We start from the raw sequence: 16,437 nt of genomic DNA, 5'->3' as shown, positions 1-16,437 counted from the left end.
GTTTTCCATATGTCCGTTATCCATCATTTCCGCCGCCACCGGATACCTTGCGGAGTATCCTCCAGTACAATCCCGAGCGCAGACAGCTGATCGCGAATCTCATCGGCCCGCTTCCAATCCTTATTGGTCCGCGCTTCTGTCCGCTGCACGATCAGCGCATCGATATCGGCATCGAGCAGTTCATCTTCCGTTTCCAACAATCCCAGTACGCGGTCAAAATCATGGAACGCTGTAAGCAGCAGCTCAAGCTCCGCTTGCGATACAACCGGACGCTGCAGAAGCAGATTCGCTTCGCTGACCAGCTCGAACATAGCGGTAATGGCATCCGGCGTGTTGAAGTCATCGTCCATCTTCGCCTTAAACTGCTCGCGAATCGCAGCAACCCGCTCTTTAAGCTGGTCAAGCGCTGCCGCATCCGGCTCGCTCACGGCAACGGAAAGGCGGTGTTTCACATTCGAAACGGAGTTCAAGATTCGCTCCACGCTGTTCTCAGCCTGCGCAATCGTCTCGTCGCTGAAGTTAAGCGGACTTCTATAATGGGCCGACAACATAAAGTAGCGGATAACGGCTGGTTTAATGCGAGTAAGCATCTCCTGGACCGTGATCCCGTTGCCGAGTGACTTCGACATTTTCTCATTGTTGATGTTGATGTAGCCATTATGCATCCAATAGTTCGCGAGCGGCTTGCCCGTCACGGACTCGGATTGGGCAATTTCACATTCATGATGCGGGAACTGCAGGTCATGGCCGCCGCCATGGATATCAAGCGTATCGCCCAGATATTTGCGCGCCATCGCGGAGCACTCAATATGCCAGCCCGGGCGTCCCGCTCCCCATGGGCTATCCCATTTAATTTCTCCCGGCTTCGCTGCTTTCCATAATACAAAGTCTTGACCGCTTTCTTTGCGCTCATCCACGCCGATCCGAATGCCCAGCTGCAGCTCATCTATATTCTGATGGGACAGCTTGCCGTAATCAGGAAAGGTACTCGTACGGAAAAACACATCGCCGCCGTTCTCATACGCTTGGCCGCCATCAACGAGCGACTGGATGAAGGCAATAATTTCATCCATATGATCGGTCACTCGCGGATTAAGCGTAGCTTTGTGGATACCGAGCCCGTCGATATTCGCATTGAACGCCTGAATAAACCGCTCTGCAACTTCGGGAACCGTTGTGCCCAGCTGCTCCGCTTTGCGAATCAGTTTATCGTCCACATCCGTAAAGTTCACGACGTAGTTCACTTCGTAAGCAGACGACTCCAAGTAACGCCGCACGACATCGAAGAAGATGGCCGGTCGGGCATTCCCGATATGGATGTAATCATAAACCGTTGGTCCGCACACATACATCTTGACTTTGCCGGGCTCCAGCGATTGAAAGATTTCCTTCTCACGTGTCAGTGTGTTATATATACGCAGGCTCATTATCTCGTTTCTCCTCCAGCAACTGGTTCTTTGCGTCTTTCTCGTTCTTGCTCCAGCTCTATTCTTAACTCAGACACTTCCTTCTGCATCGCCCGCAGCATCTCAATGACAGGATCCGGGAGCTGGGTATGATCTAGGCGATCCCCCACCCGCGTGCCATTGCGCTTTATTACTCTGCCGGGGATGCCGACCACTGTGCTGTTCGACGGAACTTCCCGCAGCACAACCGAATTTGCCCCTATATTCACATTGTCTCCAACCTTGAAGGAGCCTAGAACCTTCGCCCCTGATGCAATGACCACATTGTTGCCGATGGTCGGATGACGTTTCCCTCTTTCTTTCCCCGTCCCGCCGAGCGTAACCCCTTGGTAGATCACGACGTTATCGCCGATTTCGCAGGTCTCCCCGATGACGACACCCATGCCGTGGTCAATAAACAGCTTTTCCCCGATTGTCGCACCCGGATGGATTTCAATGCCTGTAAAAAATCGGCTGGTCTGCGAGATGACGCGGGCAAGTGTGTACCACCTGCGTTTGAAGAGCGCATGTGCGATTCGGTGCGACCATATCGCATGAAGACCTGAATAAGTGAACACGACTTCCAGCTTATTGCGGGCAGCAGGATCATTCTCTAGTATGGTCTCAATGTCAGACGCCAAGCTTCGAAACATCGAAATTCCCCCTCTCCGGTATCGACAAGAATACAAAAAGCCCCCGCAGCCCAAAGGCTGCAGAGGCGTAATCACGCGGTCCCACTCTGCATCGGAACGATTGTTGTACTTCATATCGCCCGTCTTATAGTCCGTAACGAGGACCAATCGTCACCACCCACCCTGCCGATGACGGCAGCTCGGAGATGCGGCTCCCAGGCGCAACGTTTATTCCCAAGAATAAGCGACTCACACCCAGTCATTCGAACCCGCTATACTACCGTATCTGCGGCTCCGTTTGAAGGTCGCCCTCTCTGGTATTCCTGTATTGAAATAAACAATCCTGTTCCAAGCCTTATCGTTCTAAATTAATTCAAGTATAGCTGAGGACTCCCCAACTGGCAAGTAGTCAAACGCCCATCACTCACAGGTACGAGTGGATTTCAATAGGGCAGCTGACGCGATTTAGACCAGTCGACCCTGCAAACGCTGTTCGACCTTTGCTTGACCCAGCAGCGCAATGGTCTGATTCAAATCCGGCCCATGCGTTTGACCCGTCAGAGCGGCGCGAATCGGCATGAAGAGCTGCTTGCCCTTGAAGCCTGTTGCTTGCTGCACCGATTTGATGGCTGCTTTGATTCCATCTACATCGAAGGTCTCCATCGCTTTCACTTGCTCCAAGAAAGCTTGCAAGACAACCGGCACCTGCTCCTCCGCCAGAACGGTCTTGGCCTCATCCTCGTCTGCCGCCTCCGGCAAGAAAAAGAGTTCCGTTAGAGGCACGATATCCGCTGCAAACCGCAGCTTATCTTGATAAAGAGCGACTAGATCCCGTGCCCAATCATGCTCGCTTGCGCTCAGTGCCTCAGGCAGGCGTCCCGCTTCTTGAAGATGCGGAATACACAGCTCCACGATGCGCGGAACGTCTGATTTCTTCATGTACTCATTATTCATCCAGCTCAGCTTGTTCGTATCGAACACGGCAGGGCTTTTGCTCAAGCGATTAGCTGTAAAGACCGATACCAGTTCCTCGCGCGTGAACATCTCCTGCTCGCCCTCAGGCGACCAACCGAGCAAGGTAATAAAGTTGAACATCGCTTCCGGCAAATAACCAAGCTTATCGTATTGCTCGATAAATTGGATAATGGACTCGTCGCGTTTGCTCAGCTTCTTCCGGTTCTCATTGACGATCAGCGTCATATGTCCGAATACCGGCGGCTCCCAGCCGAACGCTTCATAAATCATCAATTGGCGCGGCGTGTTGGAGATATGATCCTCTCCCCGCAGGACGTGGCTGATGGCCATCAAATGATCATCCAAGGCAACAGCGAAGTTGTACGTTGGAATGCCGTCCTTCTTCACGATAACGTAATCACCGATACCGTCGGACTCGAAGCTGATTTGACCCTTAACAAGATCGTTAAACGTATAGGTCCGGTTCTCCGGTACGCGGAAACGAATGCTTGGAATACGGCCTTCCGCTTCAAAAGCAGTACGCTGTTCCTCGGTCAAGCTGCGGTGCTTGCCGGAATAACGAGGCATTTCACCGCGTGCCGTCTGCTCTTCCCGCTCCTGCTCCAGTTCTTCCTCGGTGCAGTAGCACTTATAGGCCAGACCCTTGTCGAGCAGCTCTTGCCAGTACTCGCGATACAGATCAAGGCGCTCGGTTTGACGGTATGGGCCGTAGCCTCCGCCGATGTCGATGCTTTCATCCCAGTCGATTCCGAGCCACTTCAAATAAGTGAGCTGGTTTTCTTCGCCGCCCGCCACATTGCGTTTCACGTCGGTATCTTCGATCCGAATAATGAATTTGCCGCCTAAATTACGCGCAAACAGATAGTTGAATAAGGCCGTTCTGGCGTTGCCGATATGTAAATGGCCTGTAGGTGACGGTGCATACCGTACTCTGATTTGTTCTGACATCTTGTTTAACTCCTCCCGGGCAAGCGATTGTATTGCAGAATCATAGCACAACTTTTACAAGGCAGACAACCGATTGCGCGGCAATCCCTTCGCCGCGTCCGGTGAATCCGAGCTGCTCCGTCGTGGTGGCTTTCACATTCACCTGCGAGAGATCCTCGGCTTCCAGCGCTCCTGCAATAACCTCGACCATCTGTGGAATGTAAGGCAGCATTTTCGGACGCTGCGCGATGATCGTCGAATCGATATTGCCAAGCTTATACCCGCGCTCTTTCACCAATCCCCAAATATGCTGAAGCAGCTTTAAGCTGTCCGCATCCTTGAACGCCTGATCCGTATCCGGAAAATGCTTGCCGATATCGCCAAGGCCCAACGCCCCCAGCACCGCATCGCTGATTGCATGCAGCAGTACATCGGCATCGGAATGCCCTAGAAGCCCGCGTTCGTACGGAATGGTAACGCCCCCAATGATACAAGGCCGTCCCTCCACCAATTGATGCACATCAAACCCTTGTCCTACTCGAATCATGATTTCGATCCCCTCTCCCGCTCTCGGCATGCCAGCAGAAACTCCGCGTACGGCAAATCCTCCGGTGTTGTAATCTTAATATTCGTATAATCGCCTTCAGCTACAGATACCGTTACCCCTAATCGTTCCACGGCCATCGCGTCATCCGTGCCAAGGAACTGATCCGCGGCTGCTTGATCGAGCGCCTGCTGCAGCAAGGAACGACGAAAAGCCTGCGGCGTTTGAATCGCCCACAAGCTTCGCCGATCCGGAGTCGCCGTAATGGCGCCGGTTTCATTCACTTGCTTTATTGTATCTTTAACAGGTACGGCAAGCACAGCCGCTTCGGTCTGAAGAGCCTTATGCATACATGACCGAACCGCATGCTCCGTCACAAACGGCCTAACGCCGTCATGAACCATGACCCAGTTGACCGAGTCGCTTAAAGCCGCCAATCCGCGATGTACCGAATGCTGACGCTCGCTTCCGCCAGCTGCCACCTGCTTCACTTTGTGAAGGCCATACTCCGTTACGAATTCCCGGCATCGGTCCACATCCTGCTGACCGACGATAAGCGCCACTTCCGCAATGTCATCCATGGCTTGAAATCGTTCAAGAGTATGTACCAGAATAGGCTTGTCCCGCAAGAGCAAATATTGTTTACTCTCCGCCGTGCCCATTCTGGTTCCACGGCCCGCCGCCACAACGACGACGCCCCATTTTGCACCTGCTGCTTCCATGCCTTCAACCGCCCCGCGTGTAAACTTCGTATACAGCTAAATGCTGCATGTCCAATCTTTCGATTGTACGCGCAAACCAATTAGCATAACACTTATCATACCGCGTTACAGCGCTTTTTCCAACAATTTCGGCTTCGCAAAAATCATTCTGCCCGCAGAAGTTTGCAGCACGCTCGTTACGAGCACCTCCATCGTCGTTCCGATGTAGTCTCTGCCGCCTTCCACTACGATCATGGTGCCGTCATCCAAATATGCGACCCCTTGACCATGTTCTTTGCCATCTTTGATGACTTGAACGACAATCTCTTCGCCGGGAAGAACAACCGGTTTCACTGCATTGGCAAGGTCATTAATATTTAACACCGATACCCCTTGCAGCTCGCACACTTTGTTCAGGTTGAAGTCATTGGTGACCACTTTACCATGCAGCACTTTCGCCAGCTTCACGAGCTTGCTGTCCACTTCGCCCTCTTCGGCTTCGCCTTCATAGATCAGCACTTTTACGTCGAGCTCTTTTTGAATCTTGTTCAAAATATCAAGCCCTCTGCGCCCTCTGTTCCGTTTGAGCAAATCCGATGAATCCGCAATATGCTGCAGCTCTTCCAGCACAAACTCCGGAATGACCAAAGTGCCTTCGATAAAGCCGGTTTTGCAAATGTCTGCAATGCGGCCATCGATGATGACGCTTGTATCGAGAATCTTATGCTCCTCATAACTGCTTTCCTCTTCCACCCGAGCTGCATTACTCCGACGTTCGAAGAGCCCTCTCAGACTTTCCGTAAATTCCTCACGTTTGTTTAACCCGATCCGAAGTCCTGCATACCCTAAGAACAACGTCAGTAGTAGAGGAATGAATAGGCCTGCTCCCGATAAACCGGATAAAACCGGATACAATAGCGCTGACAGTGCAAGCCCGCCAATTAATCCACCGCCGCCTGCTACCAGTTCGCCTGTCGGAATGGCTGACGCCCGCTCCGCTCCTTGCCGCATCCATTTGAGGATGGAGCCTGCCAATACCGTTGCTGCTGCAAGACCGCATAACGCGCCAATGCCGACGTTCATGTAATAGCTTCCTGAATGCTGCATAAGACCTGTTGACGATTCCGCCCAGCTCACACTGCCATTTAGGGAGCTGTTCATTTGAGCGCCCAGAACTCCGCCGAACAAAAGACCAATCAGTTGAATCATTCGTTTCATCATATAAATCCACCTCCATTACAATTATGTTCCAATTATGGTTACGTTAATCGCCTGTACGAGCGAAAGCATTAGAATTTATTAACCTACCCCTAAAAGCGGACAAAAAGTAGAAATCCATTTTGAAATGCAGGGCGGGGAGGCTTATAATAAAAGAAACGCAATCCATTCCTGAAATGAGGTGGAATCGATGAACGCACCAACACTGGAGCAATTTCAGCAGCAGGTCTCTGAACTGCTGTTGCGGCATCGCAGCTTGTTAGACGTCATGTCGAAGTACGGCCAGTCCGGCGCTTCCGTTAATCGGGCAGTTGCCAAATCCGTTACGGAATGCGGATGTATCGAGTTAAATGCCCGGAAGCAGCAGTTCGCGGATGACTTTAACCTCGAGCAAGCCAAAACAAAGCTTCATCATCACATTTCAGGCGAGCTCTGCGAACATTGCAAAGAAGCCATACAGAACGAGCTCGGCCGGAATTTGTTCTATATGTCCGCGATGGCGAATCTGCTCGACATTCAACTCGAAGACGTCATTGAACACGAATCCGATAAATGCAGTACGCTCGGCTTATTCAATCTTACTTAGTCTTTACCCATCTGTTCGCATAATCAGCGGTAAACGCAAGAAAGACCGCCTTGTACATCCCCTTAGGGGACAGACAAGGCGGTCTTTCTTATTAGCGGCTTATGCGCTATGTTCGCTGTGAACCGCTTCTTCTTGGCGCTGGCTTTCCATTAAACGCTTGCGTTTCCTGCTTGGGAGACGCCGATCAACGTTTTTTTTTAGGCCGTACAGCGCGTAGAGAACCAGCGGAACGAATAGGATCTTCGATAGATGATGTGGGAACAAAATGCCGAGCACAACGGAGACCGCTACGATAATCGGTACAACCCAGATCGCGTTCTTCGGAATGCCGAGCTTCTTAAAGTTCGGGTAACGAACGGTGCTGACCATCAGGAACGACAGCACAAGCGTGCTTGCCATCAAGACGGATACGGCAATATCTTTGTGGAACAAAGCCAGTGTGGCAAGTACGCCGCCAGCAGCCGGAATCGGCAAGCCGATAAAATAACCGGGCATACCGGAGATGACATTGAATCTCGCGAGCCTTAATGCTCCGCAAATCGGGAACAACGCGGTTATAATCCAAGCCGGAGCCGGAGTGAGTTCTTGGAAAGCAACACTATACATAATAAAAGCAGGTGCAACTCCAAAAGAAATTACATCCGACAGTGAATCTAATTCTTTACCAAATTCGCTTTGAGCGTTAAGTGCGCGGGCGACTCGGCCGTCCACGCCATCCATCAGCATCGCGATAATAACCATCATCGCAGCTACCTCAGGCTTCGCATTCTCAGGAAATATGAGAATAATGGCGACAATACCCAGAAATAAATTCGCCACTGTAAAAAGACTCGGTATTGACTTCGTAATCATTTGCTCCACCTCATCTTTACTATGCCCTAAAACCGCAATTTGCAGTAGTGCAGGCAAACTGAGAAAATAACTTCCACCAGAAGTTTAAGGGGTGCAATACGGCTAATTGTCAGTTGTAACCAGCGTCCGTCTGCATTCCCTCATTGTATGGGATTTAAATTTGTCTGTCAATGAACATCTGCTCTTGGATCCGCTTCAAGCCTTCCTTAATCGCGCGTGCTCGTACCTCGCCAATGCCGTCCACAGCGTCCAATTCCTCAATCGTTGCCATCAAAATATGAGGCAAATATCCAAATCGTTCCACGAGATTGTTCATGATAACCTGCGGCAGCCTTGGAATTCGACTTAACAATCTGTAGCCGCGCGGCGCAACCATTTCTTCGGATGCAGCGCTTAGTCCGCTATAACCGAGCAATTTCATGATTTGCCCCAGTTCCAGCAGTTCTTCGGAATTCAGCTTGCGGATGCTCGCGCGAATTTCACGGATTCTGTCCTCGTTGGGATCCTTCACATAATCCTTGAGCAGGAACCAAGCTTCCTCTTCCACGCCGCCGACAAGCTCTTCCATCTGCATGCTGATAAGGCGGCCTTCCGTACCGAGCTCGTTGACATACCGTTTAATTTCCATTTTGACGCGGATGACCATCTCTACCCGCTTGATAACATGGGCAACCTCTTGCAAGGTGACCATCTCTTCAAACTCCAATGCGGATAGGTTCGTAAAGGACTGGTTCAGCACCACTTTGTATTTTTCAAGCGTTTGAATCGCCTGATTGGCTTTGGTCAGAATGACGCCCATTTCCTTAAGCGAATATCTGAACTGACCTTGATAAAGCGTAATAACATTCCGCCGCTGCGAAATGGATACAACCAGCTTGCCCGTTTGTTTCGCTACCCGCTCTGCGGTACGATGCCGAATTCCCGTCTCACTGGAGGAGATGGAGCTGTCGGGAATTAGCTGGGTATTGGCATATAAAATACGTTTGCGATCTTCGCTAAGTATAATGGCGCCATCCATTTTGGCCAGCTCGTATAAATAGTTCGGGGAAAAATCGCAATTGATGGAGAACCCGCCGTCTACAACTTCCATCACTTCCGGACTGTAGCCGACGACGATGAGCGCCCCGGTCTTCGCTCGCAGCACATTATCGAGGCCTTCCCGGAACGCCATGCCCGGTGCGACCATCTGGAGCAGTTGATTCACTACCTCTGTTTGGTTTGACTCTTTCATCGATTTCTCCCCCCTCTATCCGAATGCCTTGGACAGCGCATCTGCAACCGTCTCTACACCGATGATTTCTATGCCGGCAGGCGGGGTCCAGCCCTTCAAGCTCTTCTGAGGCATAATGACCCGCTTAAATCCCAATTTCTGTGCTTCCTTTACTCGCTGTTCAGCGCGGGACACGCCGCGCACTTCGCCTGTCAATCCAATTTCTCCGAAGAATACGTCGAATGGTCTGGTCGGGGCATCGCGGAAGCTGGATGCAATGCTAACCGCGGCAGCCAGATCGACAGCGGGCTCATCGAGCCGGATACCGCCGGCGACATTGAGGTAAACATCCTGCGTTTGCAAGAACATGCCCATTCGTTTCTCCAGCACCGCGACAATCAAGGTCATCCTGTTGTGGTCAATCCCCGTTGCCATCCTGCGCGGAGAGGGGAAATTCGTTGACGCGACAAGCGCCTGAAGCTCGACGAGCACCGGTCTAGTGCCTTCCATGCTCGCCACGACGGTAGAACCGGATACGCCAAGCGGACGTTCCGATAAGAACAGCTCGGACGGATTATTAACCTCCCGCAGCCCCTCTTCAACCATTTCGAAAATACCAATTTCATTGGTAGAGCCGAACCGATTCTTAACGGCCCTAAGCAATCGGTACGAATGATGCCGTTCGCCTTCAAAGTAGAGCACGCAGTCAACCATATGCTCAAGCATCCGTGGACCCGCAATGGCGCCTTCCTTCGTAACGTGGCCAACCAAAACCGTTGCAATGCCTTTAATCTTCGCAACCCGCATGAAGTGAGCCGTACATTCCCGTACTTGCGAAACGCTGCCAGGCGCAGATTCCACTCTGGGGTCATAAACCGTCTGAATGGAATCGATGACGAGAAAATCCGGCTGAACCGATTCAATCGCATCATTGATCTGCTCCATGTTCGTTTCGCAGAGTACATACAACGTATCAGACAACGCGCCAAGACGGTCCGCCCTCAATCGTGTCTGGCGTACGGATTCCTCTCCTGAAATATAGAGCACGGTCAGCTTCTTCGATGCCAGCGCATGGGAAGTTTGCAGCAGCAAGGTCGATTTGCCAATACCCGGATCCCCGCCGACCAGAATAAGCGAGCCCGGCACGACGCCTCCGCCCAGCACACGATTGAGCTCCTGATTGGTTGTCTCGATCCGTTTTTCCTGACCACTTTCTATATGTATGATGGGAAGCGGCTTTTCTTTCGTCTGAATGAGCGGCGAGCCCATTCCTTGCGTCTTGACAACCGTTTCCTTCTCTTCCACCATCGTATTCCACTGCCCGCAGCCCGGGCATTTACCCATCCATTTAGGTGACTCTGTTCCGCATTCGGTGCATGCGAACTTCACTTTAAGTTTTGCCATGTGCAGCTCCTTATGCAAAAGACGTATCATTCAAAGTTTACCATTTAACGCATGCTGATAACAATTCTTATCGGCGGCTGATCTCATTGTTTCACAAAAAAACCCTTTACTCCTCCGCCTTCGGCAGTAGAGTAAAGGGTTTTGTGTCATTTTATTTGGTCGCAGGCTCTTCTGCGGCCGGAACGTGATTGCTGTCACGGTGGGTAACCGTTAGCTCTCCGTCCTTCTCGTCGATGATCAAATGATGACCCTTCGCGATTTTGCCAAGCAGCAGATCCTCTGACAGACGATCCTCGATATGCTTCTGGATCGCTCTGCGCAGCGGACGCGCGCCGTACTGCGGATCGAAGCCTTCCTTCGCCAGGAATGCTTTCGCCGTATCCGTCAATTCGAAGTCTACTTCCTGCTCACGCAGACGTTTGCGAAGCTCTTCGGACATCAACGTTACGATTTGTGCGATATGCTCCTGCTCCAGCGAGTGGAACACGATCGTTTCATCGATCCGGTTCAGGAACTCAGGGCGGAAGCTCTTCTTCAGCTCTGCCAACACTTTATCTTTCATGATGTTAAAGTCGCGCCCCGCATCCTGTGCAGCCGTAAAGCCGAGGGAGGAATTGCGTTTGATTTGATCAGCGCCTACGTTTGACGTCATGATAATTAGGGTGTTGCGGAAGTCGACGACACGTCCTTTGGAGTCCGTGAGACGGCCATCCTCAAGCACTTGAAGCAAAATATTGAACACTTCCGGATGAGCTTTCTCGATTTCGTCAAGCAGCACGACCGAATATGGCTTGCGGCGAACCTTCTCGGTCAATTGACCGCCTTCTTCATAGCCGACATATCCCGGAGGTGCGCCGACCAATCTGGACGTGGAGTGTTTCTCCATGTATTCCGACATGTCGATGCGGATGACCGCATTCTCATCGCCGAACATCGCTTCTGCAAGCGCACGAGCCAATTCGGTTTTACCAACCCCGGTAGGACCGAGGAAGATAAAGGAACCCATCGGACGTTTCGGATCCTTCAGACCCGCACGCGCTCTGCGGATGGCGCGAGACACGGCTTTCACCGCTTCGCTTTGTCCGATAACGCGGTCATGAAGAATATCTTCCATCTTGAGCAGGCGCTGTGTTTCTTCCTCCGCAAGTTTGGACACCGGAATACCGGTCCAGCTTGCCACGATCTGAGCGATATCGTCAGGCGTTACTTCGGAATCCGTACGGCCCTGCTTTTCTTTCCACTGATTCTTCGTTACATCGAGCTCTTCGCGAATCTTCTGCTCCGTGTCGCGAAGTGCTGCAGCTTTCTCAAACTCTTGGCTTTGTACCGCGGAATCCTTCTCCTTGCGGATGTCTTCCAGGCGATTCTCCAGTTGTTTGAGGTTAGGCGGTACCGTGTACGATTTCAAGCGTACTTTGGAGCTCGCTTCGTCGATAAGGTCAATGGCCTTATCCGGCAAGAAACGGTCGGTGATGTAACGATCGGAGAGCTTAACCGCTTGCTCGATAGCTTCATCCGTAATTTTCACGCGGTGATGCGCTTCATAGCGATCACGCAAACCGTGCAGGATTTGAATCGCTTCTTCCGGCGATGGCTGATCCACCGTAATCGGTTGGAAACGGCGCTCCAGCGCAGCGTCCTTCTCGATATATTTGCGATACTCATCAAGCGTTGTTGCACCGATGCACTGCAGCTCGCCGCGGGCAAGAGCAGGCTTAAGAATATTCGATGCGTCAATCGCACCTTCCGCTCCCCCTGCACCGATCAGCGTATGCAGCTCATCAATGAACAAGACGATGTTGCCGGCTTGACGAATTTCGTCCATGATTTTCTTCAAACGGTCCTCGAACTCACCGCGATACTTCGTACCCGCAACGACAGAGCCCATATCGAGCGTCATGACGCGTTTGTCACGAAGAGTCTCCGGAATTTCGCCCGCGATAATTTTCTGAGCTAAACCTTCCGCGATAGCCGTCTTACCCACGCCCGGCTCCCCGATCAGAACCGGATTGTTCTTCGTTCTGCGGCTCAGCACTTGGATAACGCGTTCGATTTCTTTGCTCCGGCCGATAACCGGATCCAAGTTACCGTCTTTGGCATAGGCCGTCAAATCACGAGCCAGCCCATCCAGTGTTGGCGTGCTTACATTTGTCGGTGCGCCGTGATTGCTTGAAACGGCTTCGCTGCTGCCCAGAAGCTGCAGCACTTGCTGACGTGCTTTATTTAAACTAATGCCAAGGTTGTTCAGTACACGAGCCGCTACGCCTTCCCCTTCGCGGATCAGGCCGAGCAAAATATGCTCTGTGCCCACGTACGTATGTCCAAGCTTACGTGCTTCATCCATCGAAAGCTCGATTACCTTCTTGGCACGTGGTGTGTACGCAATATTGGTAGGTTGTTCTTGTCCGCGTCCGATCAGCGTCTCCACTTCATCTTGAATTTTCTCAAGGCTGAGGCCAAGACCGATCAGTGCTTTTGCCGCGATTCCTTCCCCTTCTCGGTTCAGCCCGAGCAAAATATGCTCCGTGCCGATATTGTTATGACCGAGACGAACCGCTTCTTCCTGCGCCAGTGCGAGCACTTTCTGTGCCCGTTCGGTAAATCTTCCAAACATCATGTTCATACACCCCCATGATCGGATTCACTTTGTAAATGACTTCGTATAAGTTCCGCTCGCCGAATATCCCGCTGCTCAGGCGTCATTTTCTCATGAAACACCTGTTGGAGGAAGCCCGGCTGCGTTAATACCATCATTTCATTCATTACCTGCGGTGAGACATTTCGAATCAAACCCAAATCGATGCCTAAACGGACATCGGACAGCCTTTGGGAAGCCTCCTTGGTATCCATGATCATCGCATGCGACAAGATGCCGAAGGAACGATAGACCCGATCCTCCAGACGGACGCGCGATTCTTCCAGCAGACGCTGGCGAGCCGCTCGTTCGTGCTCAATGATTTGCCGAGCCACACTGTGCAGGTTCTCGATGATTTCCCCTTCGGATTGACCAAGCGTAATTTGATTCGAAATTTGAAACAAGTTTCCGAGCGCTTCGCTGCCTTCGCCGTAAATGCCCCGAACTGCCAGCCCCACCTGCGTGACGGCCGACAAAATGCGGTTGATCTGCTGCGAAAGCACAAGACCCGGAAGATGCATCATGACCGATGAGCGAATGCCTGTGCCAACGTTAGTCGGGCAGCTTGTTAAATATCCCCTTCGCTCGTCATAAGCGTAATTCGTGACTTCTTCAAAAATATCGTCAATGCGATTCGCCAGACCCCATGCTTCCTTAACCTGAAAACCGGGATATAGACATTGAATGCGCAAATGATCCTCTTCATTCACCATAATGCTAACGGATTCATTCTCGCTTAGCAGTACGGCGCCGCTGCGTGACTCATTGGCCAAGTTAGGGCTAATGAGATGCTTCTCCACAAGCACTCTGCGTTCAAGCTCGTTTAGCTGGGAGAGCTTGATGGTTTCGAATTCGCCGAGCTCGCTCAGTTGGCCCGTTTCAGCCACATTCGTAAGCTGTTCCATCACTTCGTTTGCCTGCTCTGTTGTGGCAAGCATCGGAAACGGATGACTCGATAAATTGCGGGCAATTCGGATGCGGCTGCTGATGACAACATCCGTATCAGGGCCATTTCCCTTCATCCAGTCGCTCAGCGCTTCATCTACATAACGCTTCGACATCCTTCTGAATCACCTTCCTAACCGCGCCTAAACATCGGCTATATTGCGCTCCAGTTCCCGAATCCGATCCCGAATTTGGGCCGCGTCCTCGAACTCTTCCTGTTCGATACGCATGTGCAAATCCCTTCTCAGCTGTTCAATTTCTCGCTTCACTTGGATTTGAACACCGGTGCGCTTTGGAATTTTACCTACATGAGTTGTATTGCCATGCACCCGTTTAAAAATAGGGTCCAGTTTGCTGCCAAATTGGATATAACAATTGCTGCAGCCGAATCGGCCCATCTTACTGAATTGTGTATAGGTCAGTCCGCAGTGCTCGCAGCGCAGCTGCTGCTGCGGCTTGGCGCCAAGTGCATTCATGTTCCCGGCAGGCTCGAAATCGAGCAAACCGGATAACAGGCTGTGGATCGAGAATCCGTTAGCCGTGCCCGGAATTCCTTCTCCCCGTTCTCGCGCGCATGTTTCACAAATATGAAACTCTGTCTTCTCGCCATTCACAATCTTCGTAAAATGAAGCGTAGCCGGCTTCTTGTCACATTCCTGACAAAGCATTCCGCACTATCCCTCCTCATACAAGGCTTGCGCAGCTTACTTAACGAGCAGTGTGATCAACATCGCCCTCAATAGCCTAGCCCGAATTTCATCCCGCAGCGGCAGCTTCACAGCGATGGAATCGCGGGATATCGCGGCGCGAAGTAAATTAGCTTCTCGCCTGGATATGACCTTCGCTTCCTCCAACTGATACACAATGCCTTCTGCCGTGTCCTGATCCACTTGCTCGCCGATGGTTTGGGCAAGATGCTCTTGAAGGGCCGACAGTGTGGGCAGCTCTACACGTTGAATGCGAATATAACCGCCTCCGCCGCGTTTACTCTCCACAAAATAACCTTTCTCCAGCGTGAATCTCGTGCTGATGACGTAGTTGATTTGCGACGGCACGCAAGAGAAGCGGTCGGCCAAATCATTACGCTGAAGCTCTACAGCACCACCGGGACTTTCTTTAAGCATATGCTTGAGGTACTGCTCGATGAGATCGGAAATGTTGCGCATTTCGCCAACCTCCCTAAGTTGCCCATACATCTACTCGGCGACTTGTATAGCCTAAGAAATCTAAATCGTCAAAGTTTTTAGTCAAATTGACTTTGACTTTCTTTGACTTTAACTTTATTATACGCAAATTTGTCAAAAGGTCAAGCGGATTGCCACCACTGCGTATCCTTACTATCTTGGGCGGATCGCGCCTATTTATACGTTGCCCGTTCGCTTATCCACAACGAAAAGGCAACTGTACTGAATAACAATATATGTGCGCGAAGATGAAAAAGATTTATTAACATGTGAATAACGCAATTGCGCCACGATAAAAGAGAGAGGTTTTTGCGGACTTATACATAGCTTCTGCACAGGGTGAGGATAAAGTGTGGGTTATAGCATAAATGTACTTGTTTATCCACTACATGAGGTTCAAGCAGCTGCATAAGTATTCCGCCACTTTTATAAATCGGAGTGATGTTGAAGGTGCGTTGCTTACGCTGCGAGCGTTCGGCCGCTTGGGGCTGACACTGACGCATCTGCAGGCAAGCTTGTCTGGAGAGTAGCTTGTCGGTGGTGTCGGCTGCGATTGCAAGCTTTCCAGGAGCGCGGCTTGTCGCGGCGCCGGCGATGACATGAATTGATCGTCCACCGAGGCTGCCTATTGCCATTACCTTCTCTTCGGCAATAACCGACCCCATAAAAAGTGGTCGGTTATTCGTGCTTGGCGCCAACTCTCCTAATAAAATTGTAACGGTCTTAAATGACCATTACAGGCATTTATCGCTATTAGTCCGACTGTAACGGTCACTATTGTCCATTACAGCTGATTCATTAGTGTATTGAGCAGATTTTCGGTTCTAACGGGCATTATTGTCCGTTAGATTTTAGGTATTCTGGCTTATAACAGATATTTGTGACAGTTAGGTAACTGTAATCTTTTCAAGGACCCGGCTCAGCGACCCAGAATGACATTACAGTAGGGATTAATGGGATTAAACAGGATTAAACGGTTGCGTCCCTGACTTAGCACATTTGGCCCCAGCCTCATCCTTCTCCGCCATCGATAATTAAGCTCGTTAACAACAAAAAACCGACCACATCAAATGTGGTCGGTTATTCGTGCTTGGCGACGTCCTACTCTCCCAGGACCCTGCGGTCCAAGTACCATCGGCGCTGGAGGGCTTAACGGTCGTGTTCGGGATGGGTACGCGT

General features: G+C 51.2%; 15 protein-coding genes and 1 rRNA gene. 1 reads left to right on the top strand and 15 read right to left on the bottom strand.

From position 1 onward, the window contains the following. Positions 1–23 precede the first annotated feature (23 nt). From cysS to BM412_RS30845, 6 genes are all read right to left on the bottom strand, one after another. Positions 24–1,427, bottom strand: coding sequence for a cysteine--tRNA ligase (cysS, locus tag BM412_RS30870; protein WP_091225547.1), 1,404 nt, complete (start codon positions 1,425–1,427; stop codon positions 24–26). Further along, complete coding sequence (epsC, locus tag BM412_RS30865) at positions 1,427–2,098, bottom strand: serine O-acetyltransferase EpsC (protein WP_091225582.1); 672 nt, start codon at positions 2,096–2,098, stop codon at positions 1,427–1,429. The genes cysS and epsC overlap by 1 nt, the downstream gene beginning before the upstream one ends. 444 nt (positions 2,099–2,542) lie before the next feature. Further along, positions 2,543–4,000, bottom strand: coding sequence for a glutamate--tRNA ligase (gene gltX, locus BM412_RS30860; protein WP_091225546.1), 1,458 nt, complete (start codon positions 3,998–4,000; stop codon positions 2,543–2,545). Between the two features lie 40 nt (positions 4,001–4,040). After that, the gene (ispF, locus tag BM412_RS30855; RefSeq protein ID WP_091225545.1) at positions 4,041–4,526 is read right to left on the bottom strand and encodes a 2-C-methyl-D-erythritol 2,4-cyclodiphosphate synthase; all 486 of its coding nucleotides are present in this window, start codon (positions 4,524–4,526) and stop codon (positions 4,041–4,043) included. After that, positions 4,523–5,245, bottom strand: coding sequence for a 2-C-methyl-D-erythritol 4-phosphate cytidylyltransferase (gene ispD, locus BM412_RS30850; protein ID WP_091225544.1), 723 nt, complete (start codon positions 5,243–5,245; stop codon positions 4,523–4,525). Before ispD ends, ispF begins: the two co-directional genes overlap by 4 nt. Before the next feature lie 105 nt (positions 5,246–5,350). Next, on the bottom strand, positions 5,351–6,445 hold the full coding sequence (locus BM412_RS30845; RefSeq protein WP_091225543.1) for a PIN/TRAM domain-containing protein: 1,095 nt from the start codon (positions 6,443–6,445) through the stop codon (positions 5,351–5,353). Positions 6,446–6,632: 187 nt separating this feature from the next. On the opposite strand from BM412_RS30845, the gene BM412_RS30840 reads away from it, so the two are divergent. Continuing rightward, complete coding sequence (locus BM412_RS30840; RefSeq protein ID WP_090986375.1) at positions 6,633–7,028, top strand: nucleoside triphosphate pyrophosphohydrolase family protein; 396 nt, start codon at positions 6,633–6,635, stop codon at positions 7,026–7,028. 99 nt (positions 7,029–7,127) lie between these two features. Here BM412_RS30840 and pssA read toward each other — a convergent pair whose 3' ends face one another. The 9 genes from pssA to rrf form a co-directional block, all read right to left on the bottom strand. Continuing rightward, positions 7,128–7,880, bottom strand: a complete 753-nt coding sequence (pssA, locus tag BM412_RS30835) for a CDP-diacylglycerol--serine O-phosphatidyltransferase (protein ID WP_090986376.1) — start codon at positions 7,878–7,880, stop codon at positions 7,128–7,130. 154 nt (positions 7,881–8,034) lie between these two features. Then, entirely contained in the window at positions 8,035–9,111 is a 1,077-nt protein-coding gene (gene disA, locus BM412_RS30830) for a DNA integrity scanning diadenylate cyclase DisA (protein WP_091225542.1), read from the bottom strand. 15 nt (positions 9,112–9,126) lie between these two features. Further along, positions 9,127–10,494: a DNA repair protein RadA gene (radA, locus tag BM412_RS30825; RefSeq protein WP_091225541.1), complete on the bottom strand. Its 1,368-nt coding sequence runs from the start codon at positions 10,492–10,494 to the stop codon at positions 9,127–9,129. Between the two features lie 151 nt (positions 10,495–10,645). Next, a complete protein-coding gene (clpC, locus tag BM412_RS30820; RefSeq protein ID WP_091225540.1) occupies positions 10,646–13,111 on the bottom strand; it encodes an ATP-dependent protease ATP-binding subunit ClpC in 2,466 nt (821 codons plus the stop codon). Positions 13,112–13,113: 2 nt separating this feature from the next. Continuing rightward, positions 13,114–14,190, bottom strand: coding sequence for a protein-arginine kinase McsB (locus BM412_RS30815; RefSeq protein WP_091225539.1), 1,077 nt, complete (start codon positions 14,188–14,190; stop codon positions 13,114–13,116). Positions 14,191–14,217: 27 nt separating this feature from the next. Then, on the bottom strand, positions 14,218–14,742 hold the full coding sequence (locus BM412_RS30810; RefSeq protein ID WP_091225538.1) for a protein-arginine kinase activator protein McsA: 525 nt from the start codon (positions 14,740–14,742) through the stop codon (positions 14,218–14,220). A 36-nt stretch (positions 14,743–14,778) separates the two neighbouring features. Further along, entirely contained in the window at positions 14,779–15,240 is a 462-nt protein-coding gene (locus BM412_RS30805) for a CtsR family transcriptional regulator (RefSeq protein WP_090986388.1), read from the bottom strand. A 335-nt stretch (positions 15,241–15,575) separates the two neighbouring features. Further along, entirely contained in the window at positions 15,576–15,956 is a 381-nt protein-coding gene (locus BM412_RS30800; protein ID WP_143111729.1) for a hypothetical protein, read from the bottom strand. Between the two features lie 390 nt (positions 15,957–16,346). Continuing rightward, positions 16,347–16,437, bottom strand: a 5S ribosomal RNA gene (gene rrf / locus BM412_RS30795); the annotation flags it as partial.

Source organism: Paenibacillus sp. BC26, assembly GCF_900116125.1.
Taxonomy (GTDB): Bacteria; Bacillota; Bacilli; order Paenibacillales; family Paenibacillaceae; genus Paenibacillus_Z; species Paenibacillus_Z lignilyticus.
The sequence above is the reverse complement of the archived record's forward strand: the minus strand, read 5'-3'. Positions and strand labels throughout refer to the sequence as shown.

Excerpts from the sequence above, each read along its gene's own strand:
- clpC (WP_091225540.1), bottom strand. The coding sequence starts at position 13,111 with ATGATGTTTGGAAGATTTACCGAACGGGCACAGAAAGTGCTCGCACTG.
- BM412_RS30815 (WP_091225539.1), bottom strand. The coding sequence starts at position 14,190 with ATGTCGAAGCGTTATGTAGATGAAGCGCTGAGCGACTGGATGAAGGGA.
- ispF (WP_091225545.1), bottom strand. The coding sequence starts at position 4,526 with ATGATTCGAGTAGGACAAGGGTTTGATGTGCATCAATTGGTGGAGGGA.
- cysS (WP_091225547.1), bottom strand. The coding sequence starts at position 1,427 with ATGAGCCTGCGTATATATAACACACTGACACGTGAGAAGGAAATCTTT.
- radA (WP_091225541.1), bottom strand. The coding sequence starts at position 10,494 with ATGGCAAAACTTAAAGTGAAGTTCGCATGCACCGAATGCGGAACAGAG.
- BM412_RS30810 (WP_091225538.1), bottom strand. The coding sequence starts at position 14,742 with ATGCTTTGTCAGGAATGTGACAAGAAGCCGGCTACGCTTCATTTTACG.
- BM412_RS30805 (WP_090986388.1), bottom strand. The coding sequence starts at position 15,240 with ATGCGCAACATTTCCGATCTCATCGAGCAGTACCTCAAGCATATGCTT.
- disA (WP_091225542.1), bottom strand. The coding sequence starts at position 9,111 with ATGAAAGAGTCAAACCAAACAGAGGTAGTGAATCAACTGCTCCAGATG.
- BM412_RS30845 (WP_091225543.1), bottom strand. The coding sequence starts at position 6,445 with ATGATGAAACGAATGATTCAACTGATTGGTCTTTTGTTCGGCGGAGTT.
- epsC (WP_091225582.1), bottom strand. The coding sequence starts at position 2,098 with ATGTTTCGAAGCTTGGCGTCTGACATTGAGACCATACTAGAGAATGAT.
- gltX (WP_091225546.1), bottom strand. The coding sequence starts at position 4,000 with ATGTCAGAACAAATCAGAGTACGGTATGCACCGTCACCTACAGGCCAT.
- BM412_RS30840 (WP_090986375.1), top strand. The coding sequence starts at position 6,633 with ATGAACGCACCAACACTGGAGCAATTTCAGCAGCAGGTCTCTGAACTG.
- pssA (WP_090986376.1), bottom strand. The coding sequence starts at position 7,880 with ATGATTACGAAGTCAATACCGAGTCTTTTTACAGTGGCGAATTTATTT.
- ispD (WP_091225544.1), bottom strand. The coding sequence starts at position 5,245 with ATGGAAGCAGCAGGTGCAAAATGGGGCGTCGTCGTTGTGGCGGCGGGC.